Origin of the sequence: Candidatus Mycolicibacterium alkanivorans, from assembly GCF_022760805.1 — a bacterium.
Taxonomy (GTDB): Bacteria; Actinomycetota; Actinomycetes; order Mycobacteriales; family Mycobacteriaceae; genus Mycobacterium; species Mycobacterium alkanivorans.
Window position 1 is genome coordinate 3,522,021 of the sequence record NZ_JAIVFL010000001.1, and the last position, 20,529, is coordinate 3,542,549.

At 69.4% G+C, this 20,529-nt stretch carries 16 protein-coding genes; all 16 read right to left on the bottom strand.

Going from position 1 to position 20,529, the window contains the following annotated elements; all coding sequences use genetic code 11:
* Nucleotides 1-1,548 carry a signal recognition particle protein gene (gene ffh / locus K9U37_RS17265; protein ID WP_243072731.1) on the bottom strand — a complete coding sequence of 516 codons (1,548 nt, stop codon included), beginning with the start codon at nt 1,546-1,548 and terminating at the stop codon, nt 1-3.
* 189 nt (nt 1,549-1,737) lie between these two features.
* Nucleotides 1,738-4,221: a [protein-PII] uridylyltransferase gene (locus K9U37_RS17270; protein ID WP_243072732.1), complete on the bottom strand. Its 2,484-nt coding sequence runs from the start codon at nt 4,219-4,221 to the stop codon at nt 1,738-1,740.
* 72 nt (nt 4,222-4,293) lie between these two features.
* Nucleotides 4,294-4,632, bottom strand: coding sequence for a P-II family nitrogen regulator (locus tag K9U37_RS17275; RefSeq protein WP_243072733.1), 339 nt, complete (start codon nt 4,630-4,632; stop codon nt 4,294-4,296).
* A 5-nt stretch (nt 4,633-4,637) separates the two neighbouring features.
* Nucleotides 4,638-5,981, bottom strand: a complete 1,344-nt coding sequence (locus K9U37_RS17280) for an ammonium transporter (RefSeq protein WP_243073436.1) — start codon at nt 5,979-5,981, stop codon at nt 4,638-4,640.
* Nucleotides 5,982-6,177: 196 nt separating this feature from the next.
* A complete protein-coding gene (ftsY, locus tag K9U37_RS17285; protein ID WP_243072734.1) occupies nt 6,178-7,608 on the bottom strand; it encodes a signal recognition particle-docking protein FtsY in 1,431 nt (476 codons plus the stop codon).
* A 174-nt stretch (nt 7,609-7,782) separates the two neighbouring features.
* Nucleotides 7,783-11,379 (bottom strand): chromosome segregation protein SMC, encoded by a 3,597-nt coding sequence (smc, locus tag K9U37_RS17290; RefSeq protein ID WP_243072735.1) that lies wholly within the window; start codon nt 11,377-11,379, stop codon nt 7,783-7,785.
* A gap of 26 nt (nt 11,380-11,405) precedes the next feature.
* The gene (locus K9U37_RS17295; RefSeq protein WP_243072736.1) at nt 11,406-11,684 is read right to left on the bottom strand and encodes an acylphosphatase; all 279 of its coding nucleotides are present in this window, start codon (nt 11,682-11,684) and stop codon (nt 11,406-11,408) included.
* Entirely contained in the window at nt 11,681-12,094 is a 414-nt protein-coding gene (locus K9U37_RS17300; RefSeq protein WP_243072737.1) for an OsmC family protein, read from the bottom strand. The genes K9U37_RS17295 and K9U37_RS17300 overlap by 4 nt, the downstream gene beginning before the upstream one ends.
* A gap of 80 nt (nt 12,095-12,174) precedes the next feature.
* Nucleotides 12,175-13,026 carry a DNA-formamidopyrimidine glycosylase gene (gene mutM / locus K9U37_RS17305; RefSeq protein ID WP_243072738.1) on the bottom strand — a complete coding sequence of 284 codons (852 nt, stop codon included), beginning with the start codon at nt 13,024-13,026 and terminating at the stop codon, nt 12,175-12,177.
* 24 nt (nt 13,027-13,050) lie between these two features.
* Nucleotides 13,051-13,743 (bottom strand): ribonuclease III, encoded by a 693-nt coding sequence (gene rnc / locus K9U37_RS17310; RefSeq protein WP_243072739.1) that lies wholly within the window; start codon nt 13,741-13,743, stop codon nt 13,051-13,053.
* On the bottom strand, nt 13,740-14,345 hold the full coding sequence (locus tag K9U37_RS17315) for a YceD family protein (protein ID WP_243072740.1): 606 nt from the start codon (nt 14,343-14,345) through the stop codon (nt 13,740-13,742). The genes rnc and K9U37_RS17315 overlap by 4 nt, the downstream gene beginning before the upstream one ends.
* A 59-nt stretch (nt 14,346-14,404) precedes the next feature.
* Nucleotides 14,405-15,142, bottom strand: a complete 738-nt coding sequence (gene sepIVA, locus K9U37_RS17320) for a cell division protein SepIVA (RefSeq protein WP_243072741.1) — start codon at nt 15,140-15,142, stop codon at nt 14,405-14,407.
* A 215-nt stretch (nt 15,143-15,357) separates the two neighbouring features.
* Nucleotides 15,358-15,843, bottom strand: coding sequence for a pantetheine-phosphate adenylyltransferase (coaD, locus tag K9U37_RS17325; protein WP_243072742.1), 486 nt, complete (start codon nt 15,841-15,843; stop codon nt 15,358-15,360).
* Nucleotides 15,844-15,866: 23 nt separating this feature from the next.
* Nucleotides 15,867-16,421: a 16S rRNA (guanine(966)-N(2))-methyltransferase RsmD gene (rsmD, locus tag K9U37_RS17330; RefSeq protein WP_243073437.1), complete on the bottom strand. Its 555-nt coding sequence runs from the start codon at nt 16,419-16,421 to the stop codon at nt 15,867-15,869.
* Nucleotides 16,418-19,837, bottom strand: coding sequence for a pyruvate carboxylase (locus K9U37_RS17335; protein ID WP_243072743.1), 3,420 nt, complete (start codon nt 19,835-19,837; stop codon nt 16,418-16,420). Before K9U37_RS17335 ends, rsmD begins: the two co-directional genes overlap by 4 nt.
* Nucleotides 19,838-19,872: 35 nt before the next feature.
* Complete coding sequence (locus K9U37_RS17340) at nt 19,873-20,505, bottom strand: vitamin K epoxide reductase family protein (protein WP_243072744.1); 633 nt, start codon at nt 20,503-20,505, stop codon at nt 19,873-19,875.
* Nucleotides 20,506-20,529 lie beyond the last annotated feature (24 nt).

Sequence of the window (20,529 nt, forward strand, 5' to 3'; positions counted from 1 at the left end):
TCACTGCTTGCCGGGGAACTTCAGTTTGGACAGATCGAAGTCGGCCAGACCTGGCGGCAGCTCATTGAGACCCTCGGGCATCTGGGACAGATCGGGGAACCCACCGGGCAGTCCGCCGGCGAGCAGCGGATTACGCGCCTTCGGCGGGGTCGGCCCGCGGCCACCCTTCTTGCCCTTCTTGTTCTTGGCGTTCTTCTTCGACGACCGCCGCCCGAACGGCATACCCATCGCGCCGGCCATCTGCGACATCATCTTGCGGGCCTCGAAGAAGCGGTCGACGAGCTGATTGACCTCCGAGACCGTCACACCCGAGCCGTTGGCGATCCGCAGCCGCCGCGAGGCGTTGATGATCTTCGGATCGGCCCGCTCCTGCGGGGTCATGCCGCGGATGATCGCCTGCAGCCGGTCGAGCTGGTTGTCGTCGACGGCGGCCAGGGCGTCCTTCATCTGGCCCGCGCCGGGCAGCATGCCCAGCAGGTTGCCGATGGGCCCCATCTTGCGGATCATCAGCATCTGCTCGAGGAAATCCTCCAGCGTCAGCTCGCCGGAGCCGATCTTGGCGGCGGCCTCCTCAGCCTTCTGCTGGTCGAAGACCTGCTCGGCCTGCTCGATGAGGGACAGCACGTCGCCCATGCCGAGGATGCGGCTGGCCATCCGGTCGGGGTGGAAGACGTCGAAGTCCTCGAGCTTCTCACCGGTCGACGCGAAGAGGATCGGCACGCCGGTGACCTCGCGCACCGACAGCGCGGCACCACCGCGGGCATCGCCGTCGAGCTTGGTCAGCACCACGCCGGTGAACCCGACCCCCGCGCCGAACGCCTCTGCGGTGGCGACGGCGTCCTGGCCGATCATCGCGTCGAGCACGAACAGCGTCTCGTCGGGTAGGGTCGCATCGCGGATCGCCGCGGCCTGGGCCATCAACTCTTCGTCGATGCCGAGCCGGCCGGCGGTGTCGACGATGACGACGTCGAAGTGCCTGGCTTTCGCCTCAGCAAGGCCTGCGGCCGCCACCGCGACGGGGTCTCCCGGCGGGGAGTCGTGGAAACCTTCGGCCGTACCCGGGTGCGGAGCGAACACCCCGACCCCGGCTCGTTCGCCGACGATCTTCAGCTGGCTGACCGCGCCGGGGCGCTGCAGGTCGCAGGCCACCAGCAACGGGGTGTGGCCCTGGCCCTTGAGCCATTTGGCCAGCTTGCCGGCCAGGGTGGTTTTACCGGCGCCTTGCAGGCCGGCCAGCATGATGACCGTCGGCGGAGTCTTGGCGAACGCCAGCTGACGGGTCTGACCACCGAGGATGCCGGTGAGCTCCTCGTTGACGATTTTGACGACCTGCTGGGCGGGGTTGAGCGCGGCCGAGACCTCGGCGCCCTTGGCCCGCTCCTTGATGCGGTTGACGAACTCGCGGACCACCGGCAGCGAAACGTCGGCCTCGAGCAGGGCCAGGCGGATCTCGCGGGCGGTGGCGTCGATATCGGCCTCGGTGAGACGGCCCTTGCCACGCAGCCCGGCGAGCGCACCGGTCAACCGGTCGGACAGGGATTCAAACACGCCGTAAGCCTACTGGTCGTGGCGTCGACGGCGAGACGGGCGCCGCAGGCCACCCGGTTCACAGCGGCGCCACCAGCCCGCCTGCCACCCCACTAGCACTAGCCGTTGCGAGTGAACACCACCGGCCCCGCCTCGCGCAGGCGGCCCGGGTTCAAGAACTCTGCCACCTCTTACCGGAGCAGGGCGGCGCTAGCTGGCTTCCTCGACCGGATTGGGCGGCGCGGCGGTCGGCAACACCGCGAACATGTCGCTCTCCAGTGCCCGGCGGGCCTCGTCAGGGTCGGCATTCGCCGGTAGTGAGATCGCGAACAGGTCGACCACCGAGGAACCCAACGTGGTGATCTTGGCCCAGGCGATGTCCACCTCGGCCCGCTCGAAGACGTTGGTGAGCATCGCGAGCAGCCCGGTGCGGTCGGTGGTGCGGATCTCCACCAGCAGCTGGCCCGGTGCACTGCCCTGGCGCCACAGGATCCGGGGTGGCGCCGGTGCCGCATTCACCGGCACAGCGGGCTTGGACTGCCCGACCCTTCCGGTGCGGTACTGCGCGGCCTCGCGGTCACGCTTCTCCAGCGAGGCGATGACGTCGAGTTCACCATCGAGGGCCAGAATGAACTGCTGGCGCAGCAGCTCGGCCGCCGGTGGCGAGCCGAAATGGGGTGAGACGACGAAGGTGTTGATCGCCGCGCCGCTGGCACTGTTGATCGCTGCGGAGTGAACCCGCAACGAGTTGAGCGCCAGCACCCCGGCCGCCTTGGACAACAGCCCGCGCCTGTCCGGTGCGATCATGGTGACGTTGAAGGTGTGCGCGCTTTCCCCCGGTGCCATCTCCACGTGCACCTTGTGATCGGCGGCAACCGAAAGATGATGGGGCTCAACCGGATCAGCGTGCGGCAAGGGTTCGCCCGCCATTACCAGGCGGCAACGCCGGACCAGATCGCCGATCAGCGAGGCCTTCCAGTCGCCCCACACCCCCGGACCGGTGGCCAGAGAGTCGGCCTCGGCCAGTGCGTCCAGCAGCTCCAGCAGCACCGCGTCACCGTTGAGTGCGGCGACCACATCGGCGACGGTCTGCGGGTCCTGCAGGTCGCGGCGAGTCGCGGTGTCGGGCAACAGCAGGTGGTAGCGCACGACCGCCGAGAGCAGGTCGATGTCGGAGGGCCACAGCCCCAACCGAGTGCCGACCTGCACCGCCAACTCGGCGCCGATGACGCTGTGGTCTCCCCCGCGGCCCTTGCCGATGTCGTGCAGCAGCGCGCCCAGCACCAGCAGATCGGGCCTCGACACCCGGGTGGTGAAAGCGCTTGCCCGGGAGACGGTTTCGACGAGATGCCGGTCGACGGTCCAGATGTGGATCACGTCGCGCGGCGGCAGGTCGCGCACCGCGCCCCATTCCGGGAACAGCCGGCCCCACAGTCCGGTGCGGTCCAGCGCCTCGACGGTGGCCACCGTCGTCGGACCGGCGCCCAGGAGCACCAGCAGATCCTTGAGGGCATCGCGCGGCCATGGGGTGCGCAGTTCGGGTGCCGAGTCGGCCAGCCTGCTCAGCGCCGATCCGGAGATCGGCAGGCCGGTGGTCGCCGAGGCGGCGGCCACCCGCAGGATCAGACCAGGATCGCGTTCCGGGCGGGCGTCGCGGGCCAGGATCACCTCGCCGGCGTATTCGATGACACCTTCGTCCCGTGGCCGGCGCGCCGGGCGGCGCAGCGCCGAAAGACCGCGCTTGGGAAGGGCGTTCGCGGCCGTACGCAGGCCCGCGTCGACGTAGTAACTGATCGTGCGGGCGGCATCGGAGAGCATACGGGCCAGGTCGAACCGGTCGCCGATGTGCAGCGCGGCGCCGATCTCGTCGGCGAACTGGGCCAGCAGCTGGTCTCGGCCGCGCTTGGATACCCGGTGCAGTTCGGTGCGGACATTGAGCAGGGCCAGGTGCGCCCCGCCGAGGGTGCCGGTGGGCGAGGCCAGGGAGTGGTTCGGGTAGACGTCGGCCAGCTGTGCGATGGCCAGCGCGTTGAGCAGTTGGACATCGCGCAGGCCGCCCCGACCGCACTTGAGGTCGGGCTCAGCCCGGTGGGCGATCTGTCCGCTGCGCCGCCAGCGTGCCTGGGTGTGCTCGACGAGTTCGTCGAACCGGGAGGCGATCCCGGTGCGCCACTGCCGCCGGGCGCCGCCGATCAGCAGTGAGGACAGCTCGGAGTCTCCCGCGATGTGCCGGACCTCCAGCATCGCCAGGCCGGCCGAGATGTTCTCTCCGGCGACCTGCAGTGCCTCGGGAACCGTCCGCACGCTGTGGTCGAGGCGGATGTTGGCGTCCCACAACGGGTACCACAGCAGTTCGGCCACCTGCGTCACCACATCGGCTGGCATGTTGTCATGCAGCAGCATGAGGTCGAGGTCGGAGTACGGCACGAACTCGCGGCGGCCCAGGCCGCCGCTGGCGACCAGCGCGAAGCCGCTGGTGGCGGTGATCCCGATCTCGGTGGCCTTGGTGGTCAGCCAGAACTCGTGCAGGTCCAGCAGTGCGTCGCGCAGTGCGACCGAATCGAGTTGGCGCTGACTGCCCTCCAGTAGTTGCTGGCATGCCTGCGCCAGGTCCTTGGCGGGCTTGTACGAGCCCGCCGCCGGCGCCTCCGAATGGGGCGCCTCGGCGGCGGAATCTCTTGTGTTCTTTGCCACTTCAGTCCTCCCGCGGCCGATGCCGACTGACGCTTATCCGGTGTGGCCGCAAGAAGACTCACATCGTGTGCGTCAGAGGGCGTCCGATCCCCTCTCGCCGGTACGAACCCGGACGACGGTTTCCACCGGACTGACCCACACCTTGCCGTCACCGATCTTGCCGGTCCGTGCGGCGTGCACGATGACATCCACCACCTTGTCGACAGCGGAATCATCGACCAGGACCTCCACGCGGACCTTGGGCACGAAGTCGACGGAGTATTCAGCACCGCGGTAGACCTCGGTATGACCCTTCTGGCGTCCGTACCCCTGGACCTCGCTGACGGTCATTCCGAGAATACCCGTCTGCTCCAGGCCGGTCTTGACGTCTTCCAGCGTGAACGGCTTGACGATCGCAGTGATCAGCTTCATTTCCCTCATTCCTCCACGCCGTGATGTCCGAGAACCGAGCCGCTGCCGGCCACGGCGAAGTCGTACGCGGTCTCCGCGTGTTCCGCTTCGTCGATGCCGGACGCCTCGTCCTCGCGATCAAGCCGCAGTCCGATGGTGTACTTGACGATCAAGGCCAAGATAGCGGTACCGATTGCGGAGTACCCCAGAACCGCGAAGGCACCGATCGCCTGTTTGATCAACTGGTCGAAGCCGCCGCCGTAGAACAGGCCGGAGACTGCGGCCGGAGATTCCTTGGTGGCCACCAGACCGACCATCAGGGTTCCGAGCAGACCACCGACGAGGTGCACGCCTACCACGTCGAGCGAATCATCAAAGCCCAGCTTGAATTTCAGACCGACAGCGAGCGCACAGACGATACCGGCGAGGGTGCCGATGGCCAGGGCGCCAACCACGTTGACCGACGAACAGGACGGGGTGATGGCAACCAGGCCAGCCACGATGCCCGAGGCCGCACCCAGAGAGGTGGCATGGCCGTCCCGGATTCGCTCGGTCAGTAGCCAGCCCAGCATCGCGGCAGCGGTGGCGACCGTCGTGGTGATGAAGGTGGTACCAGCGGCGCCGTTGGAACTGGTCGCCGAACCGGCGTTGAAGCCATACCAACCGAACCACAGCAGGCCCGCACCCAGCATCACGAACGGCAGGTTGTGCGGACGCATCGGCGAGGTGGGCCAGCCGAGGCGCTTGCCGAGGATCAGTGCCAGGACCAGACCTGCGGTACCGGCGTTGATATGCACCGCGGTACCACCTGCGAAGTCGATTGCCTTGAGCTTATTGGCAATCCAGCCGCCGTGCTCACCGGTGATACCGTCGAAGGCGAACACCCAGTGGGCGACCGGGAAGTAGACGAAGGTCGCCCACAGGCCTGCGAACAGCAGCCAGCCGCCGAACTTCAGGCGGTCGGCCACCGCACCCGAGATCAGTGCCACGGTGATGATCGCGAACATCAGCTGGAAAGCCACGAACACCGTCTGCGGCAGCGTGCCGGCCAGCGCGATAGTGGACGCTTCCACGCCCTTCGACGGGTCGGCTGCGATGGCGTTACCGCCGATGAGACCCTTGAGACCGAAGTACTTCATCGGATCGCCGAACAGGTTGAACTTGTCGTCGGCGAAGGCCATCGAGTAGCCGTAGAGCACCCACAGCACGGTGACCACGCCCATCGAGCTGATGCTCATCATGATCATGTTGAGCACGCCCCTGGCGCGCACCATGCCGCCGTAGAAGAAGGCCAGGCCTGGCGTCATCAGCAACACCAGCGCGGAGCTGGCAAGCATCCACGCCGTGTCGCCGGTGTCCGGCGCGCCCATTACCGGGAATTGGTCCACTCGCAGTTTCCTCCTTCACCCATGCCACGGTTTAGGCACCGTTGACCTAGGCCAAGACAATGCTGAGTGGTTGTTTCCGCTGAGACGCCTGGGTGTTTCGCGGATGTGAACGGATCCGCTGTCTTCATTTCGCGGGTGTTACATCCCGCAATTCGCGTCGTTCGTAATGAAGTTGCGGCTATCCGAGCAGCGCGTCGACGAAGGCGGCGGGCTCAAACGGTGCCAGATCGTCGGGTCCTTCGCCCAGGCCGACGAGCTTGACCGGCACGCCCAGGTCTTGCTGGACGCGGAAGACGATGCCGCCCTTGGCCGTGCCGTCGAGCTTGGTGAGCACCACTCCGGTGATGTCGACGACGTCGGCGAACACCCTGGCTTGAGCCAGGCCGTTCTGACCGATGGTGGCGTCCAGAACGAGCAGCACCTCGTCTACCGCCGCACGCTTGCTCACCACCCGTTTGACCTTGCCGAGTTCGTCCATCAGGCCGGTCTTGGTGTGCAGCCGGCCGGCGGTGTCGATGACGACCACGTCGGCGCCCGTGGCGATACCTTTGTCCACGGCATCGAAGGCCACCGAAGCGGGGTCGGCGCCCTCGGGGCCGCGCACCACATCCGCGCCGACCCGGGCGGCCCAGCTCTGGAGTTGGTCGGCGGCTGCCGCGCGGAAGGTGTCGGCAGCGCCCAGCACCACCCGGCGCCCGTCGGCGACCAACACCCGGGCCAGCTTGCCCACCGTCGTGGTCTTGCCGGTTCCGTTGACGCCGACCACCAGCAGCACCGAGGGCTTGTCGGCGTGCGGCAGGGCCTTGATCGAGCGATCCAAGCCGGGGTTGAGCTCGCCGATGAGCACCTCACGCAGGACTGCGCGGGCGTCGGCCTCGCTGCGCACGCTGCTGGCGGCCAGCCTGCTGCGCAGGTGCTCGACGACCGAGGTGGTTACCACCGGGCCCAGGTCGGCGATCAGCAGGGTGTCCTCGACCTCTTCCCAAGAGGCTTCGTCGAGATCGCCGCCGCCGAGCAGGCCGAGCATGCTGCGGCCCAGCGTGTTCTGGGATTTGGCGAGGCGACCGCGGAGCCGCTCGAGGCGGCCTTCCGTCGGTGCGATGGCGCCGACATCGGGTGCGGTCGGTGCGATGGCGCCGACATCGGGTGCGGTGGGCGCGATGGCGCCGACATCGGGCGCCGTCGGCGCGACCTCGGGTGCGGTCGGCGCGACCTCGGGTGCGGTCGGCGCGACCTCGGGTGCGGTCGGCGCGGGAGCGGGAGCAGCTTCGGGGGCCGGGGGCTGCTCGACAACCAGGGGCTCGGGCAGCCGCACCTCGGAGATCGGGCGCTTGATCGAGTCGCGCGGAATCGCCGCGTCATCACCCACCCCCGGCCGGGTCACGCCGGTGTCTGTCCCCGGGGTGTCCAGCGTGGCCGTTGCCGACGATTGTGTGAACGTTATGCCCGACGACGCGGTGTAGCCGCCCGACCGGTCGATTGGTGTGGCACCCTCTGAGCTGCGGCGCAAGCTGATCTGGTGCCGCCGGTACCGCACCAGGCCGATGACGAGTGCGGCGACGACCAGGACGGCGATGACAGCGATGACGATCCAGAGATCCTGTGACACCGTGCCATTCTTTCAGGGCACGGCGCGGGGCTGCCTCGCGCCCTGACCAACGGGGTACGCGAGACCGTGGAACGGGCCGGGATGGCAACCCTGAGCACCGTCGACCTGAGCACCCGGTTTTTGGGCGCCGAGCTTGCGGCGTGGAGAACCTGGCCGGGCTGCGCGGCCTCGCCGTCATCCCTGCGCGGTTGCCCCGACCAGCTCCTGGCCGCGCATCCGCTGCGAGATCACCGCGGAGATGCCGTCACCTTGCATGCTGACGCCGTAGAGCGCGTCGGCGATCTCCATGGTCGGCTTCTGATGGGTGATGACGATCAGCTGCGACTGAGCCCGCAGCTGCTCGAACAGCCCGATCAGGCGGCGCAGGTTCACGTCGTCGAGCGCGGCCTCGACCTCGTCCATCACGTAGAACGGCGACGGGCGGGCCCGGAAGATGGCCACCAGCATCGCCACCGCGGTCAGTGACTTCTCGCCACCGGAGAGCAGCGAAAGCCGCTTGACCTTCTTGCCCGGCGGGCGGGCCTCGACCTCGACGCCGGTGGTCAGCAGGTCGTTGGGGTCGGTGAGCAGCAGCCGGCCCTCACCGCCCGGGAACAAGGTGGCGAACACCTGCTCGAACTCACGCTCGACATCGGCGTAGGCCTCGGAGAATACCTGCAGGATGCGGTTGTCGACGTCGGCGATCACATCCAGCAGGTCCTTGCGGGCGGCCTTGACGTCCTCGAGCTGGGTGGCCAGGAAGTTGTAGCGCTCCTCCAGGGCGGCGAACTCCTCGAGGGCGAGCGGATTGACCCGGCCCAATTCGGCCAGCTCCCGCTCGGCGCGCTTGGCCCGCCGCTCCTGGGTGGGCCGGTCGAACGGCATCGGCGCGGGCGCGGTGACCTGCTCGCCGCACTCCTTGGCCCGCTCGTATTCGGCCATCTCCAGCTCCGAGGGCGGCAATGCGACGTCGGGGCCGTATTCGGCGATCAGGTCGTCGCCGGCCATGCCGAACTGTTCGAGCACCATCTGCTCGAGTTGCTCGATGCGCAGCGCGGCCTGGGCCTTGGCCACCTCGTCGCGGTGCAGGGAGTCGGTCAGCGCGGTGATGCGGTTGTTCAGGGCGGCGACCTCTTCGCGCGCCGCGGCCATCGCGGTGGCCCGCTGCTGACGCTCGGCGACCAGGCTGTCGCGGCGCCGTGAGGCGGCGGCGACCACACCACTGAGCCGCTCGGCGATGCGGCGCCCGGACTCCGAGACCGCGGCCGCCACCGTCGCGGCGTGCTCGCGGGCGGCGCGGGCGCGTTGGGCGCGCACCCGTGCCTCCCGTTCGGCTGCCGCGGCGCGACGCAGCGAATCCGCCCGCCCCCGAACGGCATTCGCGCGCTCCTCGGCGGTGCGAACCGCCAGGCGGGCCTCCACCTCGACGGTGCGGGCAGCCTCTGCGGCGGACTGCATCTGCTGGCGGTCGACCGGCGCATCCTCGACGACGGTCTGGGTTTCCTGGGCGGCGCTGAGCCGGCCTTCCAGCGCGGTCAGCTCCTCGACGGTCTGCGCCCGGCTGGTTTCGAGCTCATCGCGCTGGGCGAGCTGGCGGCGCCAGTCCTGCTCCGCGCTGCGGGCATCCTGGCCCAGCCGGCCCAACTGTTCGTAGATGGCCGAGATCGCGGCGTCGGACTCGTTGAGGGCGGCCAGCGCCTCCTCGGCGGCGTCCTGGCGGTTGGCCTGCTCGCCGAGCGCACCGCCCAAAGCGGCCGTCAGCTCCTCGACCTGACTCTCGGCGGCGGCGAGTTCGCCTCTGGCCTTGTCGACTTCAGAGGCGATCTCCAGGGTGCTCGGCTTGCGGTCGGAGCCGCCGCTGACCCAGCCGGGGCCCACCAGGTCTCCGTCGCGGGTGACCGCACGCAGCGTGGGCCGCGCCGCCACCAGATCCAGGGCCGCACCGAGGTCCTCGACCACGGCCACATCGGCGAGCATCGCGGTCATCGCGCCCTGCAACCGGGACGGCGCGTCGATCAGGTCGACGGCGCACCGGGCGCCGTCGGGCAGCGGCCCGCTCTGCGGCCGAGATCCGGCCGACCAGTCGCCCAGCACGATCGCGGCCCGGCCGCCGTCGCCCTCCTTCAGCGCACGCACCGCGGACTGGGCCGCGCTGAAGTCGTCGGCGGCTACCGCGTCGGCGGCGGCACCCAGCACCGCGGCCAACGCCACCTCGTAACCAGAGTGCACCTTGACCAGCTTGGCGATAGTGCCAAAAAGCCCCGCGCCGCCGTGGTTCTGCGCCAGCCAGGCCGCGCCGTCCTTGCGCTCCAGGCCCACCGCGAGTGCGTCGATGCGGGCCCGCAGCGAGGCGACCTGGCGCTCGGCGGCGCGCTCGGCGGCCTGCAGCTCGGCTACCCGCTCGTCGGCAAGACGCAGCGCGGCGATGCTGCGGTCGTGCTGCTCGTCGAGGCTGACCTCACCCTGGTCGAGCTCGCCGACCCGGCTCTGTACGGTCTCGAACTCGGCTTTCGCCTGCTGTGCGCGGGTGGCGGCCTCGTCGATGGCGTTGGTCAGCCGCGCCACCCCGTCGTCGGTCGACTCGACCCGGGCCCGCATGGTCTCGACCTGACCGGCCAAGCGCGCCAAGCCTTCCCGGCGATCGGCCTCGGCACGTACCGCGGCCATGTGAGCGCGTTCGGCGTCGGCCGCGGCGCGTTCCTTCTCGCCCAGGTCGGCGCGGGCGGCCTCCAGGCGAGCGCGCGCCTGCGCCAGCTCGGCGAGTAGCTGCTGTTCGCGCGCGGCGACCTGCTCGGCCTCGGCCTCCAGCGCGTCGGGGTCGGGACCGCTGCTCGCGGTGGGCTCGGCGTCGAGGTAGTGCGCCCGCTCACTGGCGATGCGCACGGTGGCGCTGACCCGCTCGGCGAGCGCCGAGAGGCGGAACCAGGTCTGCTGGGCGGCGTCGGTGCGCTCGGAGAGGGTGGCCACGGCCGCCTCGTGGGCGGCCAGCGCCTCGGTGGCCACCGCCAACCGTGCGGCGGCCTCGTCGTGTTCGCGGCGCAGGGTGGTCTCGGTGTTGTCGGCGCCGGCGAACTCGGCGCGGCGCACCACCAGGTCGTCGGCGGCCAGCCGCAGCCGCGCGTCGCGCAGATCGGCCTGGATGGTCTGGGCATGGCGCGCCATCTCGGCTTGGCGGCCCAGCGGCTTGAGCTGGCGGCGCAGCTCGGTGGTCAGGTCGGTGAGCCGGGCCAGGTTGGCCCCCATCGACTCGAGCTTGCGGACCGCTTTTTCTTTGCGTTTGCGGTGTTTGAGCACACCGGCGGCCTCCTCGATGAAGGCCCGGCGGTCTTCGGGTCGCGACTCGAGGATCTGGGCGAGCCGGCCCTGGCCGACGATGACGTGCATCTCCCGGCCGATGCCGGAGTCACTGAGCAGCTCCTGGACGTCCATCAGCCGGCAGCTGCGGCCGTTGATCTCGTACTCGCCGGCGCCGTCGCGGAACATCCGCCGGGTGATCGAGACCTCCGAGTAGTCAATGGGCAGCGCGCTGTCGGAGTTGTCGATGGTCAACGTCACCTCGGCGCGCCCGAGCGGGGCCCGCGAGGAGGTGCCGGCGAAGATGACGTCCTCCATCTTGCCGCCGCGCAGCGTCTTGGCGCCCTGCTCGCCCATCACCCAGGCCAGCGCGTCGACGACGTTGGACTTCCCCGACCCGTTGGGGCCGACCACGCAGGTGATGCCCGGTTCGAAGCGAAGAGTCGTCGGTGACGCGAAGGATTTGAAGCCCTTCAGCGTCAGACTCTTGAGGTACACGTCGAGTGAGCGTACCGGCGGTCCGATCAGCGCTCGCGGAACCCGCTCATCGGCTCGCCGGATTCGGCCAAGTCGGCAACGACTTTGTCCACCGATCCGGGCGTCGATCCACTGCGCAGCAGCTCCAGCAGGCGCTCACAATCGGCCCGCGGGCCCTGCGCGACGACCAGCACCCGGCCGTCGGGCTGGTTGCTGGCGTAGCCGGTCAGGCCGAGCTCGAGCGCGCGTGACCGCATCCACCAGCGGAAACCCACGCCTTGGACGTAACCGTGCACCCAGGCGGTCAGCCGGACCTGTTCGCTCATGGGGCGGTGTCAGTCAGGTCGAAGCGGACCTCGGCGCCGGACTTCAGCGTGCGCCCGACGGTGCAGACTTGGTCGATGGCGCGGTTGACCACGACCCGCAGCCGTTCGATCTCGGCCGCCGACAGGCCGGACAGGTCGATTTCGAGGTTCTCCTCCAGCAGCGGGTAGCGCTCCTGCTCCCGGTCGGCTGCACCGGACACTCGGATCACCGCCTGGTAGTCGTCGCCGAGGCGCCGGCGCAGCGGCTGGTCGCTGCTCAGGCCGCTGCATCCGGCCAGGGCGATCTTGAGCAGCTCACCGGGGGTGAAGACGCCCTCGTCGGTCTCCGAGCCGATGAGGACCTCCGCGCCGCGGCTGCTGCGCCCCGTGTAGCGGCGCACGCCGGTGCGCTCCACCCACAGTTCGGTCATGTTCCCTTCCTCTGCGCCCAACCGACATTCGGGCGCGAAAGTGCGAGTAAATCACGCCAAACCGTCGATCTCGATGGTGATCAACGCCGGGGCCGGGGCTGGCATTTCGGGCAGTAGAACGACGAGCGGTTCATGAACTTCTCCCGGCGGATCACCGCGCCGCACCGCCGGCAGGCCCGGTCCTCCTGCCCGTAGACGTTCAGCGACCGGTCGAAGTAGCCGGACTGCCCGTTGACGTTGACATAGAGCGAGTCGAACGACGTGCCGCCCTGCCCCAGCGCCTCGCGCATCACCTCGGTGGCGGCGTCGAGCACCTCGCCGAGCTGGCGGCGGGTCAGCTTCTCGGCCAGCCGGGCGCCGTTGACTTTGGCCCGCCACAACGCCTCGTCGGCGTAGATGTTGCCGATCCCCGACAGCACGGTCTGGTCGAGCAGCTGCCGCTTGATCTCGGAGTGCTTGCGGCGCAACACCTCGACGACGGCGTCGCGGTCGAACCGCGGGTCCAGCGGGTCGCGCGCGACGTGCGCGACCGGAGCCGGGATCCGGCTGCCGTCGACGGTGACCAGATCGGCCAGCTGCCAGCCGCCGAACGTGCGCTGGTCGACGAAACTGAGCGCCGTACCGTCGTCGAGCAGCGTCGCGATGCGCAGATGGTCGGTGTTCGGGACGGGTCCGAGCAACATCTGCCCGCTCATCCCGAGATGCACCACCAGCGCTTCACCGTCGCCGGAAAGGTTGAGCCACAGGTATTTTCCGCGTCGATCGGTGCCGGTGATGCGGGCGCCGAGCAGGCGGGCGGTCAGGTCGGCGGCACCGGCCACGTGCCGACGGACGGCGCGAGGGTGGTGCACCCGCACCGCGGTGATGGACTTGCCGGCCACGTGGTCCTGCAGGCCGCGGCGGACCACCTCGACTTCGGGAAGCTCAGGCATGTGAGCGACGAACCATGCTGCGGCTCAAGCGGATTCCAGCGCATTCCACGCCGCTGCCGCGGCCTTCTGCTCGGCTTCCTTCTTCGAACGTCCGACGCCGGTGCCGTATTCGGTGTCCATGACGACGACCACGGCGGTGAATTCCTTGTCGTGGTCGGGACCGGTGGAGGTGACGACGTAGGACGGCGACCCGAGATTGCGTGCGGCGGTGAGCTCTTGGAGGCTGGTCTTCCAGTCCAGGCCGGCCCCCAGCGTCGGGGCGGTGTCGAGCAGGTCGCCGAAGAGCCGCAGGATCATGTCGCAGGCAACCCCGAGTCCGTGGTGGAGATAGACCGCACCGATCAGAGACTCCATGCCGTCGGCCAGGATGCTGGCCTTGTCGGCACCGCCGGTGTTCACCTCGCCGCGGCCCAGCAGCAGGTGAGCTCCCAGACCCTCGTCGGTCAATCCGCGTCCGACGTCGGCCAACGCCTGGGTGTTGACCACACTGGCGCGAAGCTTGGCCAGATCGCCTTCGGTGCGATCGGGGTGGCGGTGGAAGAGTTCGTCAGTGACCGTCAGACCCAGCACCGCGTCGCCGAGGAACTCCAGGCGCTCGTTGGTGGGCAGGCCGCCATGCTCGTACGAGTAGCTGCGATGGGTCAGCGCCAGTGTCAGCAGTTCCTCAGGCAGGTCGACGCCCAAGGCGTCCAACAGGTTCTGACGCGACGGGCTCACGATCGGCCGCCGGCCTGCCGGGGGTCCTGACCCCCGTCCGAGTCGTCGAGCATGCCAGCCAGCTTCGCCCAACGCGGATCGATCTTGTCGTGGTGATGGCCGGGCTCGGCGGTCGCGAGCGCGACACCGCAGTCAGGGCACAGGCCGGGGCAGTCTTCGATGCACAGCGGTGCGAACGGCAGGGCGAGGCCCACCGCGTCGACGACGGCCTGCTCGATGTCGACGGTCTGGTCGACGACGCGGCCCACCTCGTCCTCGTCGGTGGTGGACTCGGTCGCGCTGTCGGGATAGGCGAACAGCTCGGTGAGCCCGATCTCGATCTCGCCGGTGACCGGGCCCAGGCAGCGGGTGCACTCGCCGCGGGTCGGGGCGCGCACCGTCCCGGTGACCAGAACACCCTCGGACACCGACTCCAGTCGAAGGTCGAGGTCCAGATCCGCGCCCCGCTCGACGGCGATGAAGTCCAGCCCGATCCGCTCGGGACTGGGCACGGTTTCGTGGATCTCCGTCATCGACCCCGGTCTGCACCCCAGCCTGGAGACGTCGAAGACGAGTGGCGAGCGCGGATGCTGGTGCGTTCCCGCACGGTGTGACGTCGCCATAACCCCGATCTTAGGGCGAGGCACGGCCCGAGTCGGACCGGAACGCGCGGGCGGGCGGGTCAGTGCTGCACGTAGTCGTGTGTGCCCGCGGCGGTGCGCAACTGGTGACGGCCGCGGCTCACCGAGCGCAGCGTGCCGTTGAGGTAGTCCTCGAACTGCGCCAGCTTGTTGTCGACGTAGATATCGCACTCGCCGCGCAGACGGTCGGCTTCGGCGTGTGCGGTGTCGATGAGCCGGGTAGCCTCGGCGTTGGCGGCCTGCACGACCTCGTTCTGCGACACCAGGCGCTGCTGCTCCTTGATGCCTTCCTGGACGGCCTTCTCGTAGGACATGTTGCCGCTTTCGACCAGGCGGTCGGCCTCGGCCTTGGCCCTGCTGGTGGCGGCCTCGTACTCGCGCTTGGACGTCGCGGCCAGACGCGACGCCTCCTCGCGGGCCTCCGCGACCATCCGCTCGCTGTGCTGGCGGGCCTCGGCGACCATGCGGTCGGCATGCGACTTCGCGTCGGCAAGCAGCCGGTCTGCCTCGGCACGGGAGTGGCTGAGCAGCGAGTCGGCCTCGGCCGTCGCGCTGGACACCATGGCGTCGGCGTGCTCCTTGGCCTCGCGCAACAGGTTGTCGCGGGCATCGAGCACGTCCTGGGCGTCGTCGAGTTCGCCAGGGATCGCGTCCTTGATGTCGTCGACCAGTTCCAGGACGTCGCCACGCGGAACCACGCAACCGGCTGTCATCGGCACGCCGCGGGCCTCTTCGACAATCGCACTCAGTTCGTCGAGCGCTTCAAAAACTCGGTACACGGCGCCACCCTCCTGGCGTAGTTGGTAGTGACCAGTGTGCCTGGTGTTACGCCCGTGACTGCGATGCCTGACCGGTGTGTCGGCAAGACAATCTGTGACGTGCTCGCTGGCCAGCGGGCGGCGGCATCAGCACTCGTCGTTCATTATGCCGGCCACACCCGATTGGGCTGCGCGCGACTTGTCCCGATACCCGGCGGGCCCGGCGGCAAACCGCGTCAGCCGCGCCGCTGCGCCAGCTTGGCCGGCAGCCGGCGGTTCACCGACTCCGGCAGCAGCTTCGAGACGTCCCCGCCGAAGGTGGCCACCTCTTTGGCCAGCGAGGACGACACGAACGAGTACTCCGGCGCGGTGGCGACGAAGAACGTGTCGACCCCGGCGATGTGCTTGTTCATCTGCGCCATCTGCAGCTCGTACTCGAAATCCGTTCCGGTGCGAAGTCCTTTGACAATGGCGGTGAATCCGCGGTCGCGGACGAAGTCAACCACCAATCCCTGACCGGACTCGGCGCTCAGGTTCGGCAGGTGCGCGGTGGCTTCGGAGATCATCGCGATCCGCTCGTCGACGTCGAACATGCCGGCCTTGTTGGGATTGACCAGCACGGCGACGATCACCTCGTCGAATTGCGCGGCGGCACGCTCGAAGATGTCGACGTGCCCCAGCGTCACCGGATCGAACGACCCCGGGCAGACCGCGCCACTCATGAGCGCAGACGCTAGCAGGCCGGTCAGTCGACCTCGGCGGCCTCGACCCTGGTGTCGCCGTATCGGCGCGCCGGCCAGGCCGTCCAGCCGGCCGGCCAGGTCAGCTCCGGTGAGGACACCGACCGTTCGACCACCACCACGCTGCCCGGCGCGACCCAGCCGTTGCGCTCCAGGCTGGCCAGCACGGCGTCGACCTCGGCGGCCGGCACGTCGTAGGGCGGGTCGGCCAGCACAAGATCCACCGGCTGATCTGTCCTCGATGCCAGCACGGCCGCCACCGCACCGCACCGCACGCTGGCACGGGCCAGCCCCAGCGCGGTGATGTTGCGGTTGATGACGGCCGTTGCGCGCGAATCTTTTTCTACGAACACCGCCGACGCGGCGCCCCGGGAAAGTGCCTCGAGCCCGAGTGCCCCGGAGCCGGCGTAGAGGTCCAGCACCCGTAGCCCGTCGAAGTCACGACGGGCTGCCAGGACGTTGAACAGCGCCTCGCGCACCCGGTCGGTGGTCGGTCGCGTCCCGCGCGCCGGCACCTCGAGGCGACGACCGCCCGCCGTCCCGGCGACGATCCGGGTCAGGCTGACCCTCCGGTCGCTTCGCTCCTGCCCGCCGAACCGATCACCACCAGCAGATCTCCGCCCTCGACCTGAGCCGTGCTCGCGACGGCGACGCGGTTGACGGTGCCCGCCTTGGGTGCGGTGATCGCCGCCTCCATCTTCATCGCCTCGATGGTGGCGATGGTCTGGCCGGCGGTGACCTCGTCACCCACGCTGACCCCGACGGTGACGACACCGGCGAACGGTGCGGCGACGTGGTCATGGTTGGTGCGGTCGGCCTTCTCGGCGGTGGGCATGGTGTCGGCGATGCTGCGGTCCCGCACCACCACCGGGCGCAACTGGCCGTTGATGATGCACATGACCGTGCGCATGCCGCGCTCGTCGGGATCGGAGATCGCCTCGAGCCCGATCAGCAGCTCCACACCCTGCTCAAGCTGGACGCGGTGCTCCTCGCCGCGGCGCAAACCGTAGAAGAACTGGTTGGCCGTCAGCCGCGAGGTGTCCCCGTACTGCTCGCGGTGAGCCTCCAATTCCCTTGTGGGGCCGGGGAACAGCAACCGGTTGAGGGTGGCCTGCCGCTTCGGGCCTGCCGAGTGCAGCGCGGCCTCGTCCTCGGCGGTGAGCTCCTCGTGCGGACGGGCCGGGGGGCGGCCGGCCAGCGCCTTGGTGCGCAGCGGTTCCGGCCAGCCGCCCGGCGGGTCGCCGAGTTCACCGCGCAGGAAGCCGATCACCGAGTCCGGGATGTCGTAGCGGGCCGGGTCGGCGGCGAACTCGTCGGCGCTCACCCCGGCACCCAGCAGAGCCAGCGCCAGGTCGCCGACCACCTTGCTCGACGGCGTGACCTTGACCAGCCGGCCCAGGATCCGGTCGGCTGCGGCGTAGTTATCCTCGATCTCCTCGAAGCGGTCGCCGAAGCCCAGCGCGATCGCCTGCTGGCGCAGGTTCGACAGCTGACCCCCGGGGATCTCGTGGCTGTACACCCGACCGGTGGGCGCCGGAAGGCCGGATTCGAAGGGCGCGTACACCTTTCGCAGCGCTTCCCAGTACGGCTCGAGCTCGCACACCGCCGCCAGCGACAGTCCCGAGTCGAAGTCGGTGTGGGCCGCGGCGGCCACGATCGAGCTCAACGCGGGCTGGCTGGTGGTGCCGGCCAGCGGGGCCGCCGCACCGTCGACGGCGTCCGCGCCGGACATCCACGCCGCGACGTAGGTGGCCAACTGACCGCCCGGGGTGTCGTGGGTGTGCACGTGCACCGGCAGGTCGAAGCGGCTGCGCAGCGCGCCGACCAGGCGCTGGGCGGCCGGTACCCGCAGCAGTCCGGCCATGTCCTTGATGGCCAGCACGTGCGCGCCCGCATCGACGATCTGCTCGGCGAGCTTGAGGTAGTAGTCCAGGGTGTAGAGGTTCTCCCCCGGGTCGGCCAGGTCGCCGGTGTAGCTCATCGCGACTTCGGCTATCGCCGTTCCGGTGTCGCGCACCGCGTCGATCGCGGGCCGCATCGACTCGACGTTGTTCAACGCGTCGAAGATCCGGAAGATGTCGATGCCCGTCGCCGTCGCCTCCTCCGCGAAGGCCGACGTGACCAACTCGGGATACGGCGTGTAGCCGACGGTGTTGCGTCCGCGCAGCAGCATCTGCAGGCAGATGTTCGGCATCGCATCCCGCAGCGCGGCCAGCCGCTCCCACGGGTCTTCCTTCAAGAACCGAAGCGCCACATCGTAAGTCGCGCCGCCCCAGCACTCCATCGACAGCAGCTGCGGGGTCATCCGGGCGATGTAGGGGGCGATCTCCAGCAGGCCGGTGCTGCGCAGCCGGGTGGCCAGCAGCGACTGGTGAGCGTCACGGAAGGTCGTGTCGGTGATTGCCAGTGCCGGCGACTCGCGCAGCCAGCGGGCGAAGCCCTCCGGCCCGAGCTGCATCAGCCGCTGTTTGGAGCCCGACGGCGGCGGCACCGTCAGGTCGATGTCGGGCAGCTTGTCGCGTGGGTAGGCCTCCGACGGCCGCGGACCGTGCGGCTGGTTGACGGTGACGTCGGCGAGGTAGCTCAGGATTCTGGTGCCGCGGTCGGCCGAGGAGCGCGCCGTCAGCAGCTGCGGGCGCTCGTCGATGAACGAGGTGGTGATCCGCCCGGCCTGGAAGTCCGGATCGTCGAGGACCGCCTGCAGGAACGGGATGTTCGTTGACACGCCGCGGATGCGGAACTCGGCGACCGCGCGGCGGGCCCGGTTGACCGCGGTGGTGAAGTCCCGGCCGCGACAGGTCAGCTTGACCAGCATGGAGTCGAAGTGGGCGCTGATCTCCGCGCCCAGATGGGTCCCGCCGTCCAGTCGGATCCCTGCCCCACCCGGTGAGCGGTAGGCGGTGATGCGGCCGGTGTCGGGCCGGAACCCGTTGGCCGGGTCCTCGGTGGTGATGCGGCATTGCAGGGCCGCCCCGTGCGGCCGGACGGCCTCCTGGCTCAGGCCCAGGTCGGCCAGCGTCTCGCCCGAGGCGATGCGCAGCTGGGCGGAGACCAGATCCACATCGGTGATCTCCTCGGTGACGGTGTGCTCGACCTGGATCCGCGGGTTCATCTCGATGAAGACATGCCGGCCGCGCTCGTCGAGCAGGAACTCGACGGTGCCCGCACAGGTGTAGCCGATGTGGCGCGCGAACGCGACGGCGTCGGTGCAGATCTGGTCCCGCAGAGCGGGGTCCAGGTTGGGCGCGGGCGCCAGCTCGATGACCTTCTGGTGGCGGCGCTGCACGCTGCAGTCGCGCTCGTAGAGGTGGATGACGCCGCCGTGGATGTCGGCCAGGATCTGCACCTCGATGTGGCGCGGGTTGACCACCGCCTGCTCGAGGAACACCGTCGGGTCGCCGAAGGCGGACTCGGCCTCGCGGCTGGCCGCCTCGATGGCTTCGGGCAGTGCCGCGGGGTCGGCCACCCGGCGCATTCCGCGCCCGCCGCCGCCGGCGACGGCTTTGACGAACAACGGGAAGCCCATGGTCTCGGCGGCGCTGACCAGTTCGTCCACCGACGCCGACGGAGCCGAGGACGCCAGCACCGGCAGGCCGGCCTCGCGGGCCGCGGCGATGGCACGGGCCTTGTTGCCGGTCAGCTCGAGGATGTCCGAGTTCGGCCCGATGAACGTGATGCCCGTCGCGGCGCAGGCCGCGGCGAGTTCGGGGTTCTCCGAGAGGAACCCGTAGCCGGGGTAGATCGCGTCGGCGCCGCACGCCAGTGCGGCGCCGACGATCTCGTCGACCGACAGGTAGGCGCGCACCGGGTGCCCGATGTCGCCGATCTGATAGGACTCGTCGGCCTTGAGACGGTGCAGCGAATTGCGATCCTCGTACGGATAGATCGCCACCGTGCCGATGCCCATCTCGAAGGCGGCACGGAAGGCGCGGATCGCGATCTCACCGCGGTTTGCGACCAGAACTTTGGAGATCACACGCGGACCCTACCGCCCGAAAATGAGAGGCGCTGCTAGATGAGCGTCGACCAGTAGTTCCAGAACCGCACGAGGATCATCAGGATCACCGCGGTGAACCACAGCACCACGAGCGACCACCGCAAGGTGTAGAGCACACGGGCCACCGGATTGCCCGCCAGCGGGCGCAGCGCGGCCGAGGCCACCACCACGAACAGCGGGATGGTCACCGACCAGACCACCATGCAGTACGGGCACAGCGCGCCGATGACGTAGAGCGTCTGGTAGATCAGCCAGTGCACGAACACCACACCGAGACCGGTGCCGATCAGCAGGCCGACCCAATACCAATGCGGCAGGCGAACTTTCGTCACAGCCAGCACGCCGGTCACGATCACCACGGCGAAGCCGGCGATCCCCATCAGCGGGTTGGGAAAACCGAACACCGACGCCTGGGGGGTCACCATCACCGACCCGCAGGACAGGACGGGGTTGATGCTGCAGGTCGGCACGTAGGCCGGGTTCTTCAGCATCTCGATCTTCTCGATCGCCAGCGTGGCCGACGCCACGAAGCCGATGACACCGGCGATCAGCACCCACCACGCGGTGGGGGGTCGCACCGCGACACCGCCGAGGCCCGCCGCGGTGGACTGCGACGGCTCGACCGGAGCCGGTGTCGCGACGCTCACGGCGCTGCGGGGCCGGAGCCGGCG

What these genes read in the sequence shown, in the direction of transcription:
- coaD (WP_243072742.1), bottom strand. Translation starts at nt 15,843, where the DNA reads ATGAGTGGCGCGGTCTGCCCGGGGTCGTTCGATCCGGTGACGCTGGGG.
- K9U37_RS17300 (WP_243072737.1), bottom strand. Translation starts at nt 12,094, where the DNA reads ATGACCGAACTGTGGGTGGAGCGCACCGGCGTGCGCCGCTACACGGGG.
- K9U37_RS17295 (WP_243072736.1), bottom strand. Translation starts at nt 11,684, where the DNA reads ATGAGCGAACAGGTCCGGCTGACCGCCTGGGTGCACGGTTACGTCCAA.
- mutM (WP_243072738.1), bottom strand. Translation starts at nt 13,026, where the DNA reads ATGCCTGAGCTTCCCGAAGTCGAGGTGGTCCGCCGCGGCCTGCAGGAC.
- K9U37_RS17280 (WP_243073436.1), bottom strand. Translation starts at nt 5,981, where the DNA reads ATGGGCGCGCCGGACACCGGCGACACGGCGTGGATGCTTGCCAGCTCC.
- K9U37_RS17275 (WP_243072733.1), bottom strand. Translation starts at nt 4,632, where the DNA reads ATGAAGCTGATCACTGCGATCGTCAAGCCGTTCACGCTGGAAGACGTC.
- K9U37_RS17315 (WP_243072740.1), bottom strand. Translation starts at nt 14,345, where the DNA reads ATGGCGACGTCACACCGTGCGGGAACGCACCAGCATCCGCGCTCGCCA.